Here is a 20,936-nt window from a genome sequence, read left to right as displayed (position 1 = left end):
ACACGCGCCTACCTCAACCCGCGCCTGACCTGCCCGCGACCGGCTGCTAGCATTGTCCCAAGCACAAGGCGGAAGCGGGGAGGGACCATGCAGCCGTTGGAGGGGATCTTCGTCCTCGATTTCTCGACGCTCCTGCCCGGCCCCTTGGCCACCCTGATGCTGGCCGAGGCCGGGGCGGAGGTGCTCAAGATCGAGCGGCCCGAAGGCGAGGACATGCGCCGCTTTCCCCCGCGCATGGGCGAGATGTCGGCGCCCTACGCCGTGCTGAACCGCGGCAAGCAGGCGCTCGCGCTCGACCTCAAGAATCCTCAGGCTCTCGATGTCCTGCGGCCACTGGTCGCGCGCGCGGACGTCGTGGTCGAGCAATTCCGTCCTGGCGTCATGGACAGGCTGGGCCTGGGCTACCGCAATTTGCGGGCGATCAACCCGCAGCTGATCTACTGCTCCATCACCGGCTACGGCCAGGACGGGCCGCGAGCCCAGCAAGCGGGCCACGACCTCAATTACCAGGCCGTGACGGGCCTGCTGGGCATGGCTCCGGGCACGCCTGCCGCGCCCGCCGTTCCCGCCGCTCTGGTGGCCGATATTGCAGGCGGATCGATGCCGGCCGTCATCAACATCCTGCTCGCGTTGCGCCAAAGGGATGTGACGGGGGAGGGGTGTCGGCTGGACATCGCCATGGCGGACGCGATGTTCACGTTCAACTGGCTGGCGCTGGCCCAGGGCGGCGCCACGGGCGCGTACCCGGGTCCCAACGCATCCATGCTGACCGGAGGTCTCCCCCGCTACGCTGTCTATGCGACGGCCGACGACCGCTTCATCGCCGTGGGCGCGCTCGAGGAGAAGTTCTGGATGAACTTCTGCGAGGCCATCGGCCTGCCGGAGCATCTGCGCAGGGATGGGGACGATCCAAAGGCCACGCGGACCGAAGTGGCCCGCATCGTCGCGCAACGGCCGGCGCAGGCCTGGGCGGACCTGCTCGGCCCACTCGATTGCTGCTGCACGGTGGTCGCGACCCTGGAGGAGGCGCTTGCGGACCCGCACTTCCGAGGTCGCGACCTATTCTCACGGCGAGTCGGCCTACCGGCAGGGGAGGAAGTCGCCGCGACCGTTGTTCCCATCTCGCCGGACTTCCGGGACGGGGAGTTGAAAGCGGCTCCATCTCTTTCGGTCGGGGCGTCTCCCGACGGATCTGCTTCCCAGTAGCTACGGCGCCGTTCCGAGCCCCTGCCGCATGGCGAAGCGGCGCAGGGGGCCGATGCTCGAGAGCGCCATGAGCCCCAGTCCCCGCGCGATGTCTACCGGCAGAAATCCGGAAAGGAGCGAGCGGTTGAGCAGGTCGACAGCGGCTGTTCGGCTTCGAACATCGATCCTGCGGGCGCGATCATAGGCGGCGAGCCTGTCCGGCGCCCCCGGATCTCCCCCGACTGGCCCAACGGCCTTCGCCAACGCGGCGACGTCTCGCAGCCCGAGATTGAGCCCCTGCGCGCCAATGGGCGGAAACACGTGCGCAGCTTCGCCGACCAGCGCGGAGCGCTCGCCCGCAAACCGGTCGACGGTGACGCCTCCCATGGGCACGGCGCCGCGTGGGCCGTCCAGGCGCATGGCCCCGAGAATGGACTGGGCCTGCTTTTCGACGGCCGCGGCGAACGCCGCGTCATCCAGCGCCGCGACGCGCTCGGCTTTTTCCGGCGCCAGCAGCCAGACGAGGCTGGAGCGCCGGCCCTGCATCGGGACGAGCGTGAACGGTCCCTCGCGCGTATGGAATTCCGTCGAGGTGTCATGGTGGGGCCGTTCATGGGCCAGGATCGCTGTCACAGCGGTCTGAGTATACGACCATTCGCGGGCGCGGATCCCCGCAGCTTCGCGCACGAGGGAGTGGCGACCGTCCGCGCCCACCACAAGGGCCGCCTCTACTCGGCGGCCGGACTTGAGGCTCAGAACGACTTTGTCGGGGTTTGTCCTCAAGGACGCGGCCGAGTCGTCGATCCGCGAAAGCCCTGGCCGCTGGTCGGCCGCTTCCGCCAGGGCCGCCGTGAGCGGAGCGGCCTCGATGTTCTGGCCGAAGGCGTCCAGCCCGAGCTCCCCCGCCTGGAAGCTGGTTGGCGGCGCCCGAAACAGCGCCCCGGTATCGTCGATGATCGTGAGCGTCACCAGGGGTGAGGCGAGGGGCTCGAGCGCCGGCCAGACCCCGATCTGCTGGAGGATCCGAACGGAGCCGTCCATCAGGGCGATCGTTCGCCCGTCACGGCGTGGAGCCGTCGGTCCGATCACCGCGACGTCCCATCCTTGCCGTGACAACGCGATCGCGGCGGCCAGTCCGGCAGCGCCGCCGCCGGCCACGGCGACATCGACGCGGACGGGGTCCTGGGCCGGGGCCGATGCTTCGGTCATGGTTCGCCTCTCTTGCGCACCCGCTGCGCATGAGCCGTCTTGTCCCGCGTGGCCATGATCCGGGTCAAGGCTTCACGCCGCAGTGTGTGTCCCTCTGGTCCGGACCAAACGACGCGGAAGACGGCGTTCGTGTTCCTCCGCATTGTGTTTCGAGCGTTTCGTGCGTTTGCTGCTTTCCGGCTAGACATGTCTCTGGAAACTGTATCCCAGCCTCAGCGGGCCTCTGCGCGCTCGCTCCTTCGCTCGCCAGGCGCCGTGGCCGCTTTGGCCGTCGCCGTCCTGACGCTGGCTGGGTGGGCCGCGTTGCTGGCGGAGGCCTTCCGTGCGGGTGGCGGCGCCGACGCCTTTCTGGGAGCGATCTGTCGCCCCGTGGCGCTGGAGAGGGGCTCAAGCGCGTGGTCGCTCGCCTCGGCTTTCGCAGCTTCCGCGGCGCTTTGGATCGTCATGTCAGTCGCCATGATGCTGCCGACTGCGGCGCCCATGGCGCTGGCCTATGCCGACGTGGCGGAGCGTCGGGCAGCCCAGGGCCTGCGCAGTCCGAGCCCGCTGCTTCTGATCGGGGGCTATCTGGGCGTCTGGGCGGTGATCTCAGTCGCCGCAGCCGCCCTGCAATCGGCGGCGGGAGCTTTCTGGCCCCTCCTGGGCGTGCCGGAGCGCGCCGCCGGCGTGCTCGCCGGCTTCGCGATCGGGGGCGCAGGCTTGTACCAGTTCAGCGACATGAAACTGCGCTGCCTGGCCTTCTGTCGCACGCCAGTGTCCGCGTTCGAGGCCGGCTTGACGGAGCGCCCGTCCAGCGCCCTCCGCTTGGGCGTGCAGCAAGGTGTTCAGTGCCTGGGGTGCTGTGGCGCGACGATGGCTCTGATGCTGGTGGCGGGAACAATGAACCTGCTCTGGATGGGCGTCTTCGCCCTCCTGAACACGGTCGAGAAGGTGACCGCAGGTGGTCTTGCGCCGCGCATCATCGGCGCGGGGCTCATCTTGGCCGGGCTGGGGGTCGCCGTGTCTGCCGTCGGCTTCGACCTCGTATGGCGCGCAATGGTCGCCCGCTGAGACCCCTATCGCGCAGGGCCTGACAACCAGCGGTGCGCAACCGGCGCGAATCTCTGGCCAGAACGGGGCCTGTCGTGATTTAACCCCAAGGGTTTGTTCACCGCTCAGGTGAAATGTCCCTTCGGGCCGTCCGTCCGCGTCGGTCCCTTCTCGGATCGGTGTGCGACGCGTGGAACCTGAAGAAGCCGTAGAACATCGGGCCAGGCGCAACTTCTCGGAGCGACTGCCCGGATATTGCGTCCACTTCTTCACCGCCTCGGGCGGGGCCCTGGCCTTTCTGGCGCTGCTGGCGGCCATCGACCACAACCTTCCGCGCGCCTTCGCCTGGCTCGGGATCGCCCTGATCGTGGACGGGATCGACGGCACCATCGCGCGTGCGCTGCATGTGCGCGACCGCGTGCCCAATATCTCCGGCGACGTGCTGGACCTCGTAATCGACTTCACGACCTACGTCTTCGTGCCGGCCGCCATCCTGGTGTTCTGCGATTTCTGGGCGCGGGACGTAGCGATCCTGTGGGGGATCGTCATCATCGTTTCCGCGGCGCTGTATTTCGCCGACCTCCGGATGAAGACGCCCGACAACTGGTTCGCCGGCTTCCCGGCCGTGTGGAACGTGATCGTGTTCTACCTGGTCGTCTACCATCCGCCTGTCTGGACGGCATCGGCCGTGATCCTGGCGGCTGCTATAGGGCAGGCGCTGCCGATCGTGTTCGTGCATCCGTTCCGGGTGCGTCAGCTGAAGCCGCTTACCTTGCTGATGTCGGCTGTCTGGGCCGTGGCCGGTTTCGTGGCCATCGCCGAGAACCTCAAGCCGGATACAGCCACGCATGCTGCGCTGTTGGTCTGCGCGGCCTATTTCACAGGCCTGGGCTTGGCGCGCCGCCGCCCCAAGACGCTGCAATCTGATCACTGAATGGAGACCTAACGGATGTTCGACTGGCTGACGGATCCCGCCGGCTGGGCGGCCCTGGTCACGCTCACCGCAATGGAGATCGTGCTCGGCATCGACAACGTCGTCTTCATCTCGGTGCTTGTAGCCCGGTTGCCCGAGGACCAGGCGAGAAAGGCGAGGGCGGTCGGGCTCCTATTGGCCCTGGTCTTCCGCATCCTGCTCCTCTCGTTGCTCACCTGGATCATCGGCTTGACCAAGCCGGTGTTCACCCTGATCGGCCACGGCTTCTCCTGGCGCGATCTGATCCTGCTGGGCGGCGGCGCCTTCCTGGTCGCAAAGGCGACTCACGAAATCCACGCCGGAATGGAAGGAGAGCACGACGAGAACGCCGGCGCTGCGCCGAAGGCCTTCGTCGGCGCTATCCTCCAGATCGCGCTGGTCGATCTCGTTTTTTCGATCGACTCCATCGTGACCGCCATCGGCATGGCCGACAACCTGGCGATCATGGTCGCCGCGGTGCTGCTCTCCATGGGGGTGATGTACGTCGCGTCTGGCCCGGTGGCGGCCTTCATCGCCGCGCATCCCACCACGAAGATGCTGGCGCTCTCGTTCCTGATCCTGATCGGGGCCTCGTTGTGCGCCGAGGCGACCGGCTTCCACCTGCCGCGTGGTTACATCTACGCCGCAATGGCCTTCTCGGGCTGCGTCGAGGCGATCAACATCACGGCGGGGCGCAAGGCGCGGCAGCGCCGGGCCGCAAAGCGTTCGCAGTGACGCGCGCCCTCACGCCGCGAGGGCAGTCAGGCTCTGCTCTCGCGCGTCCTCGAGGGTGGCCGCGTAGTCGATGAGCGGCGGGCGCGCGCCGTTCTCGATGAGGGCGCGGCGCACGGCTGGCGAAGCGCCGACCGCGTACACGCGCGACCCGCCACGCACAGCCTTCTCGGCGAAGCTCTTGAGCGACTTTCCAGCCGTGGCGTCGGCGAACGGCACGCGCGTGAGGTCGAGCACGAACACCTTCGGGGTCTGGCCGATGCGGTCCAGCACCGCCGCAACCTCGGCGGCGGCTCCGAAGAAGAAGGGCCCCGAGAGCCGGTAGACCAGGAAATCCTCTTCCGTCTCGGCCCGGTACCGGCCGCGCGCGCCGGCCGCATCCGCCTCGTCGCTTTCGATCAGCCTGGCGCCGGTGTCGATTTCCACGATTTCGGCCATGCGGTGCATGAACATGATCGCGCCAAGCACGACGCCTACGGCGATGCCTTCCGACAGGTCACGGAAGATGGTGAGCAGGAACGTGGAGAGCAGCACGAGGGCGTCGCCCCGGGAATTCCGCAGGATCGCAGCGAACTCCGCCTTTTCAGCCATGTTCCAGGACACCACCGCCAGGACGGCTGCGAGCGCGGCCAGGGGCACGTAGGACGCCAACGGCGCCGCGACGAGCATCAGGACCAGCAGGAATACGGCGTGCAGCATGCCCGACACGGGCCCCCGCGCCCCGGCCCGCACATTCGTGGCCGTGCGTGCGATGGTGCCCGTCGCGCAGATGCCGCCGAAGATCGCGGAAGCGATGTTGGCGACGCCCTGGGCGACCAACTCGCAGTTGGAGCGATGGCGCCGGCCGCTCATCCCGTCGGCGACCACGGCGGAGAGGAGGGACTCGATTCCCCCCAGCAGCGCGAACGTGACCGCGTCCGGGAAGGCCGCAGCGATGCTGTCGGCGGAAAGCGCAGGAAGCGACGGGGCAGGCAGCGTGCTGGGGATCCCGCCGAACTTCGAGCCGATCGTGGCCACCGGGTAGCCAAGCCTGGCGAGCAGCACCGAGAGAAGCGACGCGAGGGCGATGGCGATCAACAGCCCTGGCCAGTGCGGGCGGGTGCGCCTCAGTCCGAGGATCAGGACCACCGAGAAGCCGGCGACGAGCACGGCCGCGGGCGTCACCGTGGCCAGCGATCCCCAGATCGCCTCCAGCTTGGGGACAAGCGCGGCGGGTTCTCGCCCGGGCAGGGTGAGGCCGAGCAGGTCCGTGATCTGGCTTGCGAAGATGATCACCGCGATTCCGCTGGTGAAGCCCACGGTCACGGGGTGTGGGATGTACTTGATGTAGGTTCCGAGCCTCAGCAGGCCCATGGCGGCCAGCAGCACCCCGGCCATGATCGCCGAAAGCAGAAAGCCGTCGAAACCCCTCTGCTCGATGCTGGCCGCCACCACCACGATGAAGGCGCCGGCCGGGCCACCGATCTGGAAGCGGCTGCCGCCGAGCAGGGAGATCAGGAATCCGCCGACGATGGCGGTGAACAGTCCGCGGTCCGGCGTCGTGCCGCTGGCCTTGGCGATCGCCATCGAGAGCGGCAGGGCCACCATCGCGACCGTGATGCCCGCGACGGCGTCGGCCTTGAAGTCCGGGAAGCGGTATCCTTCCCGCAGCACGGTCACGAGTTTCGGAGTGAAAAGCTCAGCAAAGGTGGGCTGGCGGCGGCTGGAAGCCTCTGGGCGCATGATGGGGAACACACCGATGGGGACCGGCGAACGCCGTCGGCGGCGGCGCCAAAATGTACATGGCGCGTATGTGGAATGCACCTTGCCAGATTTGGAGGCAGTTGCCGAGTCAGGGCATCTCCGTAAGATGCCGAAAACTTCAGCCCAGGGGGTTCGAATGGTGAAGGCGGTCAGGGTGCACAAGGTTGGCGGTCCGGAAGCGCTGACCTATGAGGATGTGGAGCTTCCGCATCCGGCCGCGGGCGAGGTGCGGGTGAAGCACCGGGCGGTGGGCCTCAACTTCCTCGACGTCTATGACCGTACGGGCCTCTACCCGGCTCCCTTGCCCATCATTCCGGGCAGCGAGGCCTCGGGCGACGTGGTCGCGGTGGGCGAGGGCGTGACGGAGTTCCGCAAGGGCGACCGCGTCGCCTACGTGGCGCGTTACGGCGGCTATGCGGAAGAGCGCAACGTTCCCGAGAAGGTCCTGGTCAAGCTGCCCGACGCAATCGACTACGAGACGGCCGCCGGCATGATGCTGAAGGGCCTCACGGCCCAATATCTGCTGCGCCGGACCTACAGGGTGCAGAACGGCGACACGGTCCTGATCCACGCGGCGGCCGGGGGCGTCGGCGTGATCGCCAGCCAGTGGGCCAATCACCTCGGCGCGACCGTCATCGGTACGGTGGGCAGCGCCGACAAGGCCGAACTCGCCCGGCAGAACGGCTGCCACCACACCATCCTCTACCGCGAGGAGGACTTCGTGGCCCGCGTGGCAGAGATCACGAAGGGCGAGAAGTGTCAGGTGGTCTACGACGGCGTCGGCAAGGCGACGTTTCCGGGCTCGCTCGATTGCCTGCGCCCGCTCGGCATGTTCGTGAGCTTCGGAAGCGCGTCGGGGCCCATCGAGGCGTTCAACATCGGGATCCTGGGCCAGAAGGGTTCGCTCTTCGCCACCCGCCCCACGCTGTTCACCTACATCGCGAAGCGATCCGACCTGCTGACCATGTGCGAAGACCTCTTCGCGGTCGTGGGCTCCGGCGCCGTAAAAATCCCGGTCACCCGGACATTCAAGCTCGCGGACGCCGCCGAGGCCCACCGCGCGCTGGAGGGCCGCGAGACGACGGGATCCATCGTCCTCACCCCCTGAGGCTGGCGCTGGGCGCCACGCCGATGCATCGTGGCGCCCATTCTGCATGACGGCCTCAGGGCTGGGCGAGGAAGTTCATGGCACGGAGTTTGGACCCGCAGGGGCAGGCCGGCGCGCCGCCGCTCGTGAGCCTGCGCGGCATCGTCAAGCGGTTCGGAGAACTGACCGCCAACGACGGCGTCGACCTCGACATCCGCGCCGGAGAGATCCATGCCCTCCTCGGCGAGAACGGCGCCGGCAAGTCGACGCTGGTGAAGATCCTCTTCGGCCTGCTTCAACCCAATGAGGGCGAGATCCGCTGGCAGGGGCGCCCCATCACCCTGTCGAGCCCGGAGGACGCCGGGCGGCTGGGCATCGGAATGGTGTTCCAGCACTTCTCGCTCTTCGATAATCTCACCGTCGCCGAGAACATCGCCGTCGCTCTGCCGCGCAGCGAGAGCAGGCGCAGCGTGGCACGCCGGATCGGCGAGGTCGGGCAGCGCTACGGCCTCGCCCTGGAGCCGGAACGTCCCGTCTGGACGCTGTCCGCGGGCGAGCGGCAGCGAATCGAGATCGTTCGGGCGCTCCTGCGAGAGCCGAAGCTGCTGATCCTGGACGAACCCACTTCGGTGCTCACGCCCCAGGAGGCCGATACCCTTTTCCTGACGCTCGAGAAGCTCGCATCCACCGGATGCGGGCTCCTCTACATCACCCACCGCCTGGAAGAGGTGAAGCGGCTCTGCACGGGGGCCACGGTCATGCGGGCCGGCAAGGTGGTGGCGGCCTGCGACCCGCGGGTGGAAAGCGTCCGTCGCTTGGCGAGCCTCATGGTGGGTTCGGAGGTCACCGAAGTGCGGGCCGCACCGGCTCACCAACTCGGGCCCGTGCGATTCGAGCTTCGACAGCTGTCCCTGGCGCCAGAGGACGTGCATGGCGTGCCGCTGCGCGGCGTTGATCTGGCGGTGCGGGGCGGGGAGATCGTCGGCGTCGCGGGCGTGGCCGGCAACGGCCAGGCTGAACTCTTCGCCGCCATGTCCGGCGAGCGCCTGGCCGAGGGGCCCGACGCGGTGGTCATCGACGGGCGGCCCGTTGGCCGCGAGGACATCGACGCCCGCCGGCGCCGGCAGGCCGCTTTCGTTCCTGAAGAGCGCAACGGCCACGCGGCCGCGCCCAACCTGACCCTGTCCGAAAACGTGGTCCTGTCCCGCCATGCGACGGGAGGCGTCGCCAAAGGCGGCCTGATCGACTCCCGCGCCGCCGCGGCGGTCGCCGCCGAGGTCATCCGCGTGTTCGACGTGCGCAAGGGACGCGCCGATCCGCCAGCAGGCACGTTGTCCGGCGGCAATCTTCAGAAGTTCGTGGTCGGCCGCGAGATCCTGCGCGAACCGGGCGTGCTGGTCGTTAACCAGCCGACCTGGGGCGTGGACGCCGGCGCCGCCGCGACGATCCGCCAGGCGTTGGTGGATCTCGCCGCCCGTGGCGCGGCGGTGGTGGTCATCAGCCAGGATCTGGACGAGATCTTCGCCATTGCGGACCGCATCGCGGTGATCCATGACGGACGCCTGTCCGCGACGCATCCCGCGCGCGAGATCGATCGCGAGAAGATTGGCCTCCTGATGGCTGGAAGCGCCGAGGAACACCCCCATGCGGCTTGAACTCGTCCCGCGTGGGGACGTTTCGCCCTGGGCCCGGGCTTTGGCGCCGGTGGCCGCCGTGGTCGCCGCCATCCTGATCGGCGGTCTCGTCGTCGCCCTGATGGGCCGCTCGCCGCTCGCAGCCTTCCAGGTCTATTTCGTCGACACCCTCTCTGAGGACTGGGGTCTTCAGGAGATGGCCGTGAAGGCCACGCCGCTGCTCATCATCGCGGTCGGCCTGTCCTTCTGCTTCCGGGCAAGTCTCTGGAACATCGGGGCGGAGGGGCAATTCATCATAGGGGCGCTCGTAGGCGGGATCCTGCCGCTCTATACGGCAGGGACCGAAGCCGGAGCCTGGGTGATCCCTGCTGCGATGGTCCTGGGCGCCCTGGGCGGCCTGGCCTACGCCATGATCCCGGCCCTGCTGCGGGTCGCCTTCGGCGTCAGCGAAATCCTGACGAGCCTGATGCTGGTCTATGTGGCCGATCTCACGCTCGACTATCTGGTCCGGGGCCCCTGGAAAGACCCGAAGGGATTCAATTTTCCCCAGACCGTCAATTTCGACGCGACGCTGCCTTACCTCGCGGAAGGAGGCCGGCTGCATGCCGGCGTCCTCGTCGGCCCGGCGCTGGCGCTTCTGGCCTGGTTTGTGATCAGCCGCACCCTGTTCGGCTTCGGCGTGCGTGTGGCGGGCGAAGCCCCCAAGGCCGCGCGATTTGCGGGCTTCAGCGCGAACCGGATGGTGATCGCGGCTTTCGCGATCTCGGGCGCCGCCGCGGGGCTCGCGGGCATTGTCGAAGTGCTGGGCCAGATCGGGCAGCTCAAGCCCGGCATCTCCTCCGGCTATGGCTTCACGGCGATCACGGTCGCTTTTCTTGGCCGATTGCATCCGCTCGGCATGATATTCGGCGCGCTCGTGGTGGCTTTGACGGTGATCGGCGGAGAAAGCGCCCAGATTGCGCTGAAGCTGCCCCTGGATCTGACGCGCGCGTTTCAGGGTGTGCTGCTGATGTGCGTGCTCGCGGCTGACGCTTTGGTGTCCTACCGCGTCCGCCTGGTGACCGTGGCGAGGGCCTGACAATGGACATCTGGCAGGCCGTTCTCATCACGGTTGTCACGGCCGCGACGCCGCTGCTGATCGCGGCCTTGGGCGAACTCGTGGTCGAGCGTGCCGGAGTCCTGAACCTCGGCCTGGAAGGCATGATGGCCGTCGGAGCCTCCTGCGGTTTCGCCGCCGCCACGCTCAGCGGCTCCTCACTGGTCGGAGTTCTGGCCGCGATCGCGGCCGGTGCGGCGCTGTCGGCGCTCTTCGCCTTGCTGGTGCTTGGCCTCGCCACCAACCAAGTCGCCTCTGGCCTGGCCCTGACCATCATGGGTCTGGGGCTTTCAGGCCTGATCGGCGCCGGGTTCGTCGGCTCCGGCCGGGAAGCTATCCCGCCGATCCGTATCCCGGGCCTTTCGGACTTGCCTGCCGTCGGCCGGCTCGTCTTTGGCGAGGATCCCTTTGTTTACCTGTCGCTCGCCCTGGCTGGAGGCATCCTCTGGTTCCTCTCGCGCAGCCGGGCCGGCCTCACGCTTCGCTCAGTAGGGGAGAACCACACCTCGGCCCACGCCCTGGGCCTGCCGGTGATCCAGGTTCGCCTGCTGGCCATCCTGTTCGGCGGGGCCTGCGCCGGCCTGGCCGGCGCCTATCTCTCGCTCGTTTACACGCCGTTTTGGTCGCCGGGCATGACGGCAGGCCGCGGCTGGATCGCCCTTGCCCTGGTGGTGTTCGCCTCCTGGAAACCGCTCCGCGTGCTGTTCGGAGCCTATCTCTTCGGCGGCGCGACCGTACTGCAGCTGCATGCACAGGCGGCTTCGTTGGGCTTCCCGTCCCAGGTGATGTCCGCCTTTCCCTACGTGGCGACCATCGTGGCGCTGGTGCTGATGTCGCTGGGTCGGCGCAAGGCCGCGATTGCGCCTGGATCTCTGGGAACCTCTTTCGTGCCGGATCGCTGATTTGCTACAAGCAGAATGCGCGGCGATCGATGCCGGATTTCAGCTTGTGCGATGCGGCGCGATGTATTTTGGGGAGAGGCAGGGACGGGATTGGCCTCGCCCGAAGTCATAGTCCCGGAGTGGAGACGAGAATGAAGACAGTGCTCAAGATCGCTGGCGCGCTGGCGATCGTGGCGGGTCTGGCCGCGCCGGCGGCAGCCGCGGACAAGCTCAAGGTCGGCTTCGTGTATGTCGGCCCGATCGGCGATTTCGGCTACAGCTATCAGCACAACCAGGGCCGGCTCGCGCTCGAGAAGGCGCTGGGCGAGAAGGTCGAGACGACCTACCTGGAGAACGTGCCGGAGGCGGACTCCGAGCGCGCCATCGAGCAACTCGCCCGCACCGGCCACAAGCTCATCTTCACGACCTCGTTCGGCTTCATGGAGCCGACCCTCAAGGTCGCCAAGAAGTACCCGAACGTCTTTTTCGAGCACGCCACGGGCTACAAGCGCGACAAGAACGTCGCGACCTATTCGGCCAAGTTCCACGAGGGCCGCTACGTCCAGGGCGTGATCGCCGGCAAGATGACGAAGTCGAACGTCATCGGCTACGTGGCGTCCTTCCCCATCCCGGAGGTCGTGTCGGGCATCAACTCCTTCATGCTCGGCGCGCAGTCGGTGAACCCGAACATCAAGGTGAAGATCGTCTGGGCCAACACCTGGTTCGACCCCGGCAAGGAGGCCGACGCCGCCAAGGCGTTGCTCGACCAGGGCGCGGACATCATCACCCAGCACACCGATAGCCCGGCTCCGCTCCAGCAGGCCGAGGCGCGCGGCAAGCTCGCCTTCGGCCAGGCTTCGGACATGATCCGCTTTGCGCCCAAGTCGATCCTCACCTCCATCGTCGATCACTGGGACGACTACTACATCGCCCGCACGAAGCTCGTGCTGGACGGCAAGTGGAAGTCCGAGGACACCTGGGGCGGTTTCGCCGCCAACATGGTGAACATGGCGCCGTTCACCAACATGCCTGACGACGTGAAGAAGATGGCCGAGGACACGGAGCAGGCCATCAAGTCCGGCAAGCTGAACCCCTTCAAGTGCCCGGTCTACGACCAGGAGGGCAAGGAAGTCCCGTGCAAGGGCAATGGCGCTCTGTCCGATGAGCAGGTTCTCGGGATGAACTTCTACGTGAAGGGCATCGACGACAAGCTGCCGAAGTGATCTGCGGGTCTTGCCTGCAGGGACGGGGCGGCCGGAAGGCCGCCCTTTTCGTTTACGTCTCCGGCCGGGCGGTGGAGCGCCCTGTTTCTGCTGCTGCGGAGCCGGCATCGACCACGGCGGCGTCGATCACATTCACTGCCCCCGACGCGATCAGACTCTCCATGCGGGGAACGGCCTCATCGAGCCTCCCCCAATCGATCTCGCCCGCCGCTTCGCAGCTGGGCCAGTCGTAGTTCCACCAAGCGAGGATGAGCAACGCGTCGCACAATCGTTCGGGGAACCGGGACCGGATAACTTTTGCTGGATTTCCAACCGCGATCGCGAAGGGCTCGACGTCTTTCGTCACGACCGAGCCCGCGCCGATCACGGCTCCCGGCCCGATGGTGACCCCATCTCGCACAAGGGCATGGGCGCCGAGCCAGACATCGGGGCCGATCCGAACCCGCTTTCCGCGCCGATCGAAGGCGGGCGGCGCCCAGGCCTGAGGACCGAAGAGCCGGCGGTCATAAAAGGCCGGCGAGGTCGATACGGCATCCAAGGGGTGCACCGATCCGCCGATGGTCACGTGGTCGCCGATGCTGCAATAGCGATCGACGTCGACGAACAGCAGGTGAGCCCATGGCGCGACGTAGCTGTAAGCTCCGAAGGAGCAGTCCCGCGCCGACACCGAATTGTACAGGACGACCTTGCGCTCGAAGCGGCCATAGCCGCTCAGCTGCGCCGTGCGATGCACGGTCACCTCGTGAGCCTTCAGCCTGGCTAGGATCTCCGGCGCGACCATCCCATCCAGCTACACCGCGACGCCGTGCAGGTCGTAGGCGTCTGCCCTTTCGATCTTCACGGTCACGATATCACCGGCCCGCAGAGGCCGGCGGCTCCCCACAAAGACGGAGCCGTCGATCTCCGGCGCATCCCACTGCGAGCGTCCCTTCGACACCGTCGGTCCGGGCTCGTCGATGATGACCTTGATGCGCCGGCCCACGCGCGAGGCGAGGCGCTTGGCGCTGATCGCCTGCTGCCGGGCCATGAAGCGGTCCCAGCGCTGCTGCTTGACCTCTTCGGGCACGACAGGAAGCCCCAACTCGTTGGCCTTTGCGCCCGTTACCGCCTCGTACTTGAAGCAGCCGACGCGCTCGAGCCTAGCCTCGTCCAGGAAAGCGAGCAGCTGCTCGAAATCCTCGTCCGTCTCGCCCGGGAAGCCCACGATGAAGGTGGACCGGATCGCCAGGTCCGGGCAGACCTCCCGCCAGGAGCGGATGCGGTCCAGGGTCTTTTCCTGGTTTCCGGGGCGACGCATCGCTTTCAGCACGGTAGGGGAAGCATGCTGGAAAGGGATGTCGAGGTAGGGCAGCACCTTGCCCTCCGCCATCAGCGGGATCACCTCGTCCACGTGCGGGTAGGGGTACACGTAATGGAGGCGCACCCAGGCGCCGAGCTCGCCCAGCTCCTTGGAGAGGTCATAGAAGCGCGTGCGCACCTCCCGGTCCTGCCAGGGGCTCGTGGCGTACTTCACGTCCACCCCGTAGGCCGAGGTGTCCTGGGAGACGACCAGCAGCTCCTTGACGCCGGCTTTCACCAGCTTCTCGGCCTCGCGCAGGACCTCGCCGGCCGGTCGCGAAATGAGATCGCCGCGCAGCTTCGGGATGATGCAGAAGGTGCAGCGGTTGTTGCAGCCTTCTGAGATCTTCAGGTACGCGTAGTGCCGCGGCGTGAGCTTGACGCCCTGCGGCGGGACAAGGTCGAGAAACGGGTCGTGCGCCGGCGGCACGGCCTCGTGGACGGCGCTCAGCACGCTCTCGTAGGCCTGCGGCCCGGTGATGGCGAGCACGCCAGGATGCGTCGCGCGGATCTGCTCCGGCTCGGCGCCCATGCAGCCGGTGACGATGACCTTGCCGTTCTCCTTGAGCGCCTCGCCGATGTTGGCGAGCGACTCCGCCTTCGCACTGTCCAGGAAGCCGCAAGTGTTCACGATCACGGCGTCGGCGCCCTGGTGGGACTTCACCAGCTCATAACCTTCGGCCCGCAGCTGCGTGATGATCCGCTCGCTGTCCACCAGCGCCTTCGGGCAGCCGAGCGAGACGAAGGAGATACGGGGCTGGGCCGTCATGTCGATCCGCGATGTTGGAAAAGTCAGGGGCCGGCATCGCGCATCGCGTCCGGCCCGTTGCGGCGTCTCATACTCTGGGCAGCGCGGTGGAGCAAGCTTGGCGCGAATCCGTATGAGAAGATCCGCGATGTGCGCTGGCGCACATGCTGATCCAAGCGTGACGGATTGAACACGCATGTCCTCTAATGACGGCAACTCACGGCAGCGTTCTTGACCGTGGGACGCGCAGTAAGAAGAGTGCACAAGGTTAAAGGCAAGGTTGCGGAACAGTTTTTCAAAAACCGCAATACAAGGCCGTTTCTTCCCTGCTCGGGCCAGAGCGTTTCAATGCGCGCCTTAGACGCGCAGGGGCATGATGGATGATACGCGGGGCTGGATTTTACGCGGCGCTTGCTGTGGCCGTTTGTGCGTCGGCGTCTGCGGCGCGGGCCGAGCCTGTGTCACGGACGGACAGGGCGCTCGGATCGATCGTCGCCAACAAGGGCGGCGAGGAGCTTCGCCTCGTTCGGGATGAAGGCTGGCGGCCGGCCGAGGTGCGGCAGGACCTGCTGGGCGGCGACACCCTGCGCACCAACGCGATCGGCAACCTGGGCATCCTGTTCTCGGACCAGACCCAGATCCGCGTCGGCCCCCGCTCCACGCTCGTGCTGGATCAGATCGCCCAGGGAGATCGCCCCACGACGGTCGAACTCCCCTCCGGCAACGTGTGGGCCCGCGCCGCCCGCGGCGGGACGGGCGTCGTCGTGAAGACGCCTGCCGCGGCCGCCACCATCCGCGGCACCGACTGGTCCTTGTCGGTGGAGGGCAACCGCTCGTCCCTGATCGTCATCGAGGGCGTCGTGGAGTTCTCCAACCCGCAAGGGTCGGTGATCGTCCGCCAGGGCGAGGGGGCGGTCGCCACCCTGGGCTCGGCCCCCACGAAGATCATCCTGGTGCAACGCAAGGAGCGGGAGCAGATGCTCCTGCACCTCAACCTTCGCGACGCGTTCGGCTGGATGCCGGCGACCCCACTCGGGGGACGCACGCTGCGCGCCGAAAAGGCGCGCATCGAGGAGACGCCGGCGGAGCGCCGCACTTCCGAGGATTGGTTGGCTCTGGCGGAAATGGCGCTTGGCCGCGACACGCGCCCGGTGGCCGCGAATGCGCTGGCCCAGGCGAGGGCGAAGGGGCTCTCGGGTTCGCAGCGGGCGCGAGCCGAACTGGTGGCGGCGAGCCTCGCGGCTCTGGATCGGCGGTGGGCGGAGGCGGCGGCTGGTTACAAAAGAGCCGAAGCCGGCCTGACTGGCCGTCGACGCGTGACTGCCGCCTACGGCGCATACATCGCCGCCTCGCTCGCGGACCCGCGCAAGCGGCTCCCGGAGCCCAAGGTGGACGCCGGCGACGCCTACGGCGCGCTCGTGCGCGCCTTCCTGTCCGGCTTCACAGTCGGCCTCGAAGAAGCCGCGCGGCAGGCTGAGGAAGCCGAGAAGCGCTTCCCAAACGACCCGTTGCTGACCGCCTTCTCCGCCCAGGTCGCCTACGCGCTGGACCGGCGGGACGCCATGCGCGCCCGCGTGGAAAAACTGAACAGGCTCGACCCGGACGACCCGATCGCGCTCCTCACCCGCGCCATGTTGAAGGGCGACGTCGACAGCGATCTCGACGGCGCCCTGGCCGACCTGCAACGCGCGGCCGCGGCTGCCCCCGGCGACGCCCAGGTGTGGAACGCCATGGGCCTGGTCCACGACGCCAAGGACGCCCCGCTCGAGTCCGAGGCCGCCCTGCGCCGGGCCATCGAGGTCGATCCCGACGACCCGGTGGCCTACGCCAACCTCGCGATCAAGCTCCTCGACCAGAGCCGCGTGGCTGAGGCGGACGCGCTCGTCGAAAAGGCGTTGGCGATCGACCCCGGCTTTCCGGCCGCGCTCACGGCCAAGGGCCGCGTCTTCCTGCAGCGCGGCGACAGCGCCAAGGCGGTCGAGTATTTCCTGGCCGGCACCGCCGCGAACCCCTCCTATGCAAACGGGGTCCTGGCCGCCGCCGTCGGCTACTACATGGACGGGCAGGTCGACCTCGCGATCCAGCAGTTCGATGCGGCAGAACGCCTGGACCCGAACGATCCTGTCACCGCGCTGCTGCGCACCGCCATCGCCATCGACCAGATGCAGGCGGACCAGGCCGTCGAGAACGCCCGCGAGTCGATCCGCCGCTTCCGTGCGAGGGGTGGCTACTTCTCGCCCCTGGCGGCCACCAAGTCCGGCGGCTCGTACATGGCCGAGGCCTTTCGCCTGATCGGCCTCGACGCCTGGGCCCGCTACTACGGCGACCGTGTCTTCGATCCTTTTTCGGCCACCGGCTATTTCGACGCCGCCAATGCGCGGCTCGGACCGACCCTGCTGAACACGGTTCCAGACCTCAAGAACGAGACCTTCGGGGCCGACAACCAGGCCTTCAGCCTCATCATGCAGGGCCTGCTCTATGATCCGCTGGCGGTTTCGGGTCGCGCCGGCCGCATTGACGTGATCCGGCGGCCCTTCCTGGACACCGAGCTGACGGCCGGGACCTTCACGCAAAATGGCCGGACAGGGTGGACTTCCAGCGCCACGGTCCAGGGCTTCTCCAACCTACCGTACCCGACGTCGTTCACGGCGTCTGCGGGCGTGCTGCGCACGCCAGGCCCGAACCGTCGCGAGTGGGACACCTCGCGCGTCGGCAGCGTGTTCGTTGGCGTAGCGCCCAGCGAGGCGGACCACTTCGTCGCCTACGGCCAGTATTCGCAGCTCGATCCGTACCTGAACGGGCTCTCGCTTGGACCCGACGGGGTGATGCGCGAGCCCAGCACCAGCGGGCAGGGCGGTTTAGCCTGGAGCCATTCCTTCGGTTATCGCAACGCGCTGAACGTCGGGGTCTTCGCCGGCACGGCCAAAACACGTTCGGTGACCACGACCGACACGAGCTTCGACCTCTTCGGCGTCGGTCTGCCGTTTCCGACCGTGCTCTCCTCATACGACCAGCGCCGCATCAATTTCGGAACGGCGGCCGTCAACCACGCGATCGGACTGGGTGATTTCACGCTCCGCTACGGCGTCGAAGGCACGACCGGTCGGAGCGCCGGCTACGACGCGCTCGGGGTGGGGATCGACATCTTCGGATTCCGGGTCGGCGGGGTCGGCGCCACACGGGAGGACGCCACCTTTCGATCGCTGCTCGGCTTCGCCGACGTGATTTGGCGCCCCTCGGACTTTTTCGAAATGGAAGCCGGCCTTTTCAGTCGGGCGACGGACAGTCGCGTCCGGAGCGCGGGTGACGTTTTCACAGCGCTCGTGAATGGGGCCCCGGTTGACCGCCCCTTCAGCGCCCAGGACCGGCGCCTCCTGGGTCCCCGCATCGGGGTGGCCGTGTCGCCGTGGGAAGGCCAGTGGCTCCGCGCCGCCTACCGCCAGGACGTCGAGCCGCTCGGAAACCTGACCCTCGCCCCCGTGAACACGGTCGGCCTCGCGCCGAACCTGCTGCCCAGCCAATTCGGGGGCCGAACCGACTCCGGGATCCTCCGCTGGGACGCCGAATGGACGAAGCGCTTCTTCACGGTGGTGGAATACCAGCACCAGGACGTGCGCGGCCTGTCGATTGAAGTACCCTATTCGCAGCTTGGGTACGGGATCGAGAAAGCGCGCATCGATCGGGTGGCGGCCACGGCCAACGTCTGGCTCGGCTACGGCATCGGACTGTTCGGAACAGTCGGCGCGACCGACAGCGCGATCAAGGACGGCCTCGGGGCCGGTCTGCCCGTACCCTACGTGCCGGCCCGCTTCGCCCGCGCGGGGCTGACGTTCGTGCACCCGTCGCGCATCAAGTTCACCCTCGCCGAAACGGTGGTGAGCGGTCGCCGTGGGGACCTCGCGGGAACGCGCATCGACGATTTCGCGACGACGGACGCTTCGCTCACCTGGGAGACACAGGACCGCCATCTTCAGCTCGGCGTGGGCGTCCTGAATATCTTCGACGAGAAGGCCGAGCGGGTCAGCGGCGTCATCGGCGCGCGCCGCACGTTTACGGCGACCGCCACCGCGCGGTTCTGACGTGAAGCTCGCGCTGCCCCGTCCGTCCATCGCCCTGCTCGGGCGCCGCGATCCGGAAAGCCGCAGCCGGGCCCATCTGCTCGCGCTGGCGCTTGCCGTCGCGCTCGGGTTGCTTTTCCTGCTCGAGCCCTTCCGCCTCGTGGACCAGCGCCTTTTCGACTTCGCGTCCACGACGCTTCCGGCCCGACCCGCCGAGCCAGGAGCTGTGATCGTCGCCATCGACGAGCCTTCGTTTTCCGAACTGGGCCAGCGCTGGCCGTGGCCGCGCAGTCTCCACGCCCACCTCGTCCGCAAGTTGCGCGAGGCGGGCGCAAAGGTCATCGCGCTCGACATCCTCTTCAGCGAACCGTCGCAGCCGCAGGACGACGCGGCGTTGGCCGCCGCGATGGGGAATGACGTCGTGCTCTCGGCGGAGGAGAGCGTGATCGCGATGCCGCAGGGCGTGCAGACCACGCGGGTCGAGCCTATCCAGCCGCTGCTCGACGCCGGGGCCCGTTCGGGGTCGACCTCGGTCGATCTCGATGGAGACGCGTATCTCCGGCGCATGCCGGATGGCGAGGACAGCTTCGCCGCGCAGGCGCTCCGGGCCGCTGGCCTGGATCCGAGGACGCCTCCGCCGGGCGCCATGATCCAGTATTTCGGCCCGGCCCGCAGCTACCCCACAGTTTCCTATTACCAGGCCCTCGACCCCGACCGCTTCCTTCCGCCGGGACGCCTGCGCGGCCAAACCGTGTTCGTGGGCCTGAGCCTCAGCCATCCGCCCGCGGCCAACAGCGGCGCAGGAGACGCTTTTGCGACAGCCTATACGGTTCGGGAGCAGACGCTGACCGCCGGCGTCGAGATCCAGGCCGCGATCTACGATAACCTTCGGCTTGGGCTCTTTGTGGCGCAAACGCCATGGCTAGTGCTGTTCTTCGCGGGGCTGGCGTTTGCGGGCGTCGCGTCGCTCGTGGCGGGCCGGCGGACGTCATGGCGCACGGCTATCGTTGCGGCCCTGTGGTTTCCGGCGCTCCTGATGGGCTCGTGGGTCCTGCTACGCTATGGCCGCGTCTGGGCTTCGCCGGCCCTGCCATTGGCGACATCGCTTTCAGCCTTCGCCAGCCGGGTCGGCCTCGATTACGCCCGCGAGCGACGACTCCGGCGAGCCGTTTCGGACGCCTTCTCGCGCTACCTCGCGCCGGCCATGGTGGAAGAGTTGGCCCGAAACCCGGAAGCCCTGCGCCTCGGCGGTGAGCGGCGCAGCCTGTCGATCCTATTCTGCGACGTGCGGGGCTTTACGGAGATCTCCGAGCGCCTTCGGGATCAGCCGGAAAGGCTGACTTCCCTCATCAATCGACTGCTGGAGCCTCTGTCGGCGGCCGTCCTGGAGCAGGGCGGCACCATCGACAAGTACATCGGCGACTGCGTCATGGCGTTCTGGAACGCTCCCCTGGCGAATCCCGGCCATGCCGCCCAGGCGGTCCGCGCGGGCTTGGCCATGTTGCGGGCTGTGGATCAGGTGAACGCGGAACTCGCGGCGGAGGAGGGCCCCGGGGCGCCACGGTTCGCCGTTGGCGTCGGGATCAACACCGGCGATTGCGTGGTCGGCAATTTCGGATCGCGGTGGCGGTTCGACTATTCGGTGCTGGGGGATCCGGTGAACCTGGCCTCCCGCATCGAGGGCCTGTCCAAGACGTTCGCGGTGTCGCTCCTGGTGGGAGAGGAAACCGCAAAGGCCGCCGGGGACGAGTTCGTCTTTCTTGAACTCGACCGGATCGCCGTGAAGGGACGACAGGAGTTGTCGCCCATCCTCGCGGTCCTGGGAGAACGATCCGCCCTGGGGCCGGAGGCGGAAGCGTTCGCGCGTGCGCACGACAGCCTGCTTCGCGCGATGCGCGTAGGGGATTGGAGCGTCGCGCTCGGCCTGATTGGCCGTTTGCGCGACGCTCATCCTGGCCTGGAGGCCTATTTCGCACGCCTGGAAGCGCGCGTGCTCGCCGATCTGGGTGGCGAGGGCTGAC

General features: G+C 67.8%; 15 protein-coding genes. 11 read left to right on the top strand and 4 right to left on the bottom strand.

Going from position 1 to position 20,936, the window contains the following annotated elements; genetic code table 11:
* Positions 1–87: 87 nt before the first annotated feature.
* Complete coding sequence (locus SLNSH_RS17915) at positions 88–1,206, top strand: CaiB/BaiF CoA transferase family protein (RefSeq protein ID WP_106338386.1); 1,119 nt, start codon at positions 88–90, stop codon at positions 1,204–1,206.
* On the opposite strand, the gene SLNSH_RS17910 is transcribed toward SLNSH_RS17915, so the two are convergent.
* Positions 1,207–2,394, bottom strand: coding sequence for a UbiH/UbiF family hydroxylase (locus tag SLNSH_RS17910; RefSeq protein WP_106338385.1), 1,188 nt, complete (start codon positions 2,392–2,394; stop codon positions 1,207–1,209). It lies immediately after the preceding gene.
* A gap of 255 nt (positions 2,395–2,649) precedes the next feature.
* Between SLNSH_RS17910 and SLNSH_RS24950 the strand changes: the two genes are divergently transcribed.
* The 3 genes from SLNSH_RS24950 (at position 2,650) to SLNSH_RS17895 (ending at position 5,110) form a co-directional block, all read left to right on the top strand.
* Complete coding sequence (locus SLNSH_RS24950) at positions 2,650–3,444, top strand: DUF2182 domain-containing protein (protein WP_210202532.1); 795 nt, start codon at positions 2,650–2,652, stop codon at positions 3,442–3,444.
* A 169-nt stretch (positions 3,445–3,613) separates the two neighbouring features.
* Positions 3,614–4,357 (top strand): CDP-alcohol phosphatidyltransferase family protein, encoded by a 744-nt coding sequence (locus SLNSH_RS17900; RefSeq protein ID WP_106338383.1) that lies wholly within the window; start codon positions 3,614–3,616, stop codon positions 4,355–4,357.
* Positions 4,358–4,372: 15 nt separating this feature from the next.
* Positions 4,373–5,110 carry a TerC family protein gene (locus SLNSH_RS17895; protein WP_106338382.1) on the top strand — a complete coding sequence of 246 codons (738 nt, stop codon included), beginning with the start codon at positions 4,373–4,375 and terminating at the stop codon, positions 5,108–5,110.
* A 9-nt stretch (positions 5,111–5,119) separates the two neighbouring features.
* On the opposite strand, the gene SLNSH_RS17890 is transcribed toward SLNSH_RS17895, so the two are convergent.
* Positions 5,120–6,829, bottom strand: a complete 1,710-nt coding sequence (locus SLNSH_RS17890; RefSeq protein ID WP_106338411.1) for a SulP family inorganic anion transporter — start codon at positions 6,827–6,829, stop codon at positions 5,120–5,122.
* 157 nt (positions 6,830–6,986) lie between these two features.
* On the opposite strand from SLNSH_RS17890, the gene SLNSH_RS17885 reads away from it, so the two are divergent.
* The 5 genes from SLNSH_RS17885 (at position 6,987) to SLNSH_RS17865 (ending at position 12,771) form a co-directional block, all read left to right on the top strand.
* On the top strand, positions 6,987–7,958 hold the full coding sequence (locus SLNSH_RS17885) for a quinone oxidoreductase family protein (protein ID WP_106338381.1): 972 nt from the start codon (positions 6,987–6,989) through the stop codon (positions 7,956–7,958).
* A gap of 77 nt (positions 7,959–8,035) precedes the next feature.
* Positions 8,036–9,592: an ABC transporter ATP-binding protein gene (locus SLNSH_RS17880; RefSeq protein WP_106338380.1), complete on the top strand. Its 1,557-nt coding sequence runs from the start codon at positions 8,036–8,038 to the stop codon at positions 9,590–9,592.
* Entirely contained in the window at positions 9,582–10,649 is a 1,068-nt protein-coding gene (locus SLNSH_RS17875; RefSeq protein ID WP_106338379.1) for an ABC transporter permease, read from the top strand. The genes SLNSH_RS17880 and SLNSH_RS17875 overlap by 11 nt, the downstream gene beginning before the upstream one ends.
* Before the next feature lie 2 nt (positions 10,650–10,651).
* A complete protein-coding gene (locus tag SLNSH_RS17870; protein ID WP_106338378.1) occupies positions 10,652–11,569 on the top strand; it encodes an ABC transporter permease in 918 nt (305 codons plus the stop codon).
* A 131-nt stretch (positions 11,570–11,700) separates the two neighbouring features.
* Positions 11,701–12,771, top strand: a complete 1,071-nt coding sequence (locus SLNSH_RS17865) for a BMP family ABC transporter substrate-binding protein (protein WP_106338377.1) — start codon at positions 11,701–11,703, stop codon at positions 12,769–12,771.
* Between the two features lie 52 nt (positions 12,772–12,823).
* Here SLNSH_RS17865 and SLNSH_RS17860 read toward each other — a convergent pair whose 3' ends face one another.
* Both SLNSH_RS17860 and rimO read right to left on the bottom strand, forming a co-directional pair.
* Positions 12,824–13,552, bottom strand: a complete 729-nt coding sequence (locus SLNSH_RS17860) for a CatB-related O-acetyltransferase (RefSeq protein ID WP_106338376.1) — start codon at positions 13,550–13,552, stop codon at positions 12,824–12,826.
* A gap of 9 nt (positions 13,553–13,561) precedes the next feature.
* Positions 13,562–14,878, bottom strand: a complete 1,317-nt coding sequence (gene rimO / locus SLNSH_RS17855; protein WP_106338375.1) for a 30S ribosomal protein S12 methylthiotransferase RimO — start codon at positions 14,876–14,878, stop codon at positions 13,562–13,564.
* 437 nt (positions 14,879–15,315) lie between these two features.
* Here rimO and SLNSH_RS17850 point away from each other — a divergent pair, with 437 nt between their 5' ends.
* Entirely contained in the window at positions 15,316–18,936 is a 3,621-nt protein-coding gene (locus tag SLNSH_RS17850) for a FecR domain-containing protein (protein WP_158266811.1), read from the top strand.
* Position 18,937: 1 nt separating this feature from the next.
* A complete protein-coding gene (locus tag SLNSH_RS17845; RefSeq protein WP_280954484.1) occupies positions 18,938–20,935 on the top strand; it encodes a CHASE2 domain-containing protein in 1,998 nt (665 codons plus the stop codon).
* Position 20,936: the final 1 nt, after the last annotated feature.

Origin of the sequence: Alsobacter soli, from assembly GCF_003004785.1 — a bacterium.
GTDB classification, from domain to species: domain Bacteria; phylum Pseudomonadota; class Alphaproteobacteria; order Rhizobiales; family Beijerinckiaceae; genus Alsobacter; species Alsobacter soli.
Note: the sequence above shows the minus strand (reverse complement) of the source record. Positions and strands in the feature narration are given on the sequence as shown.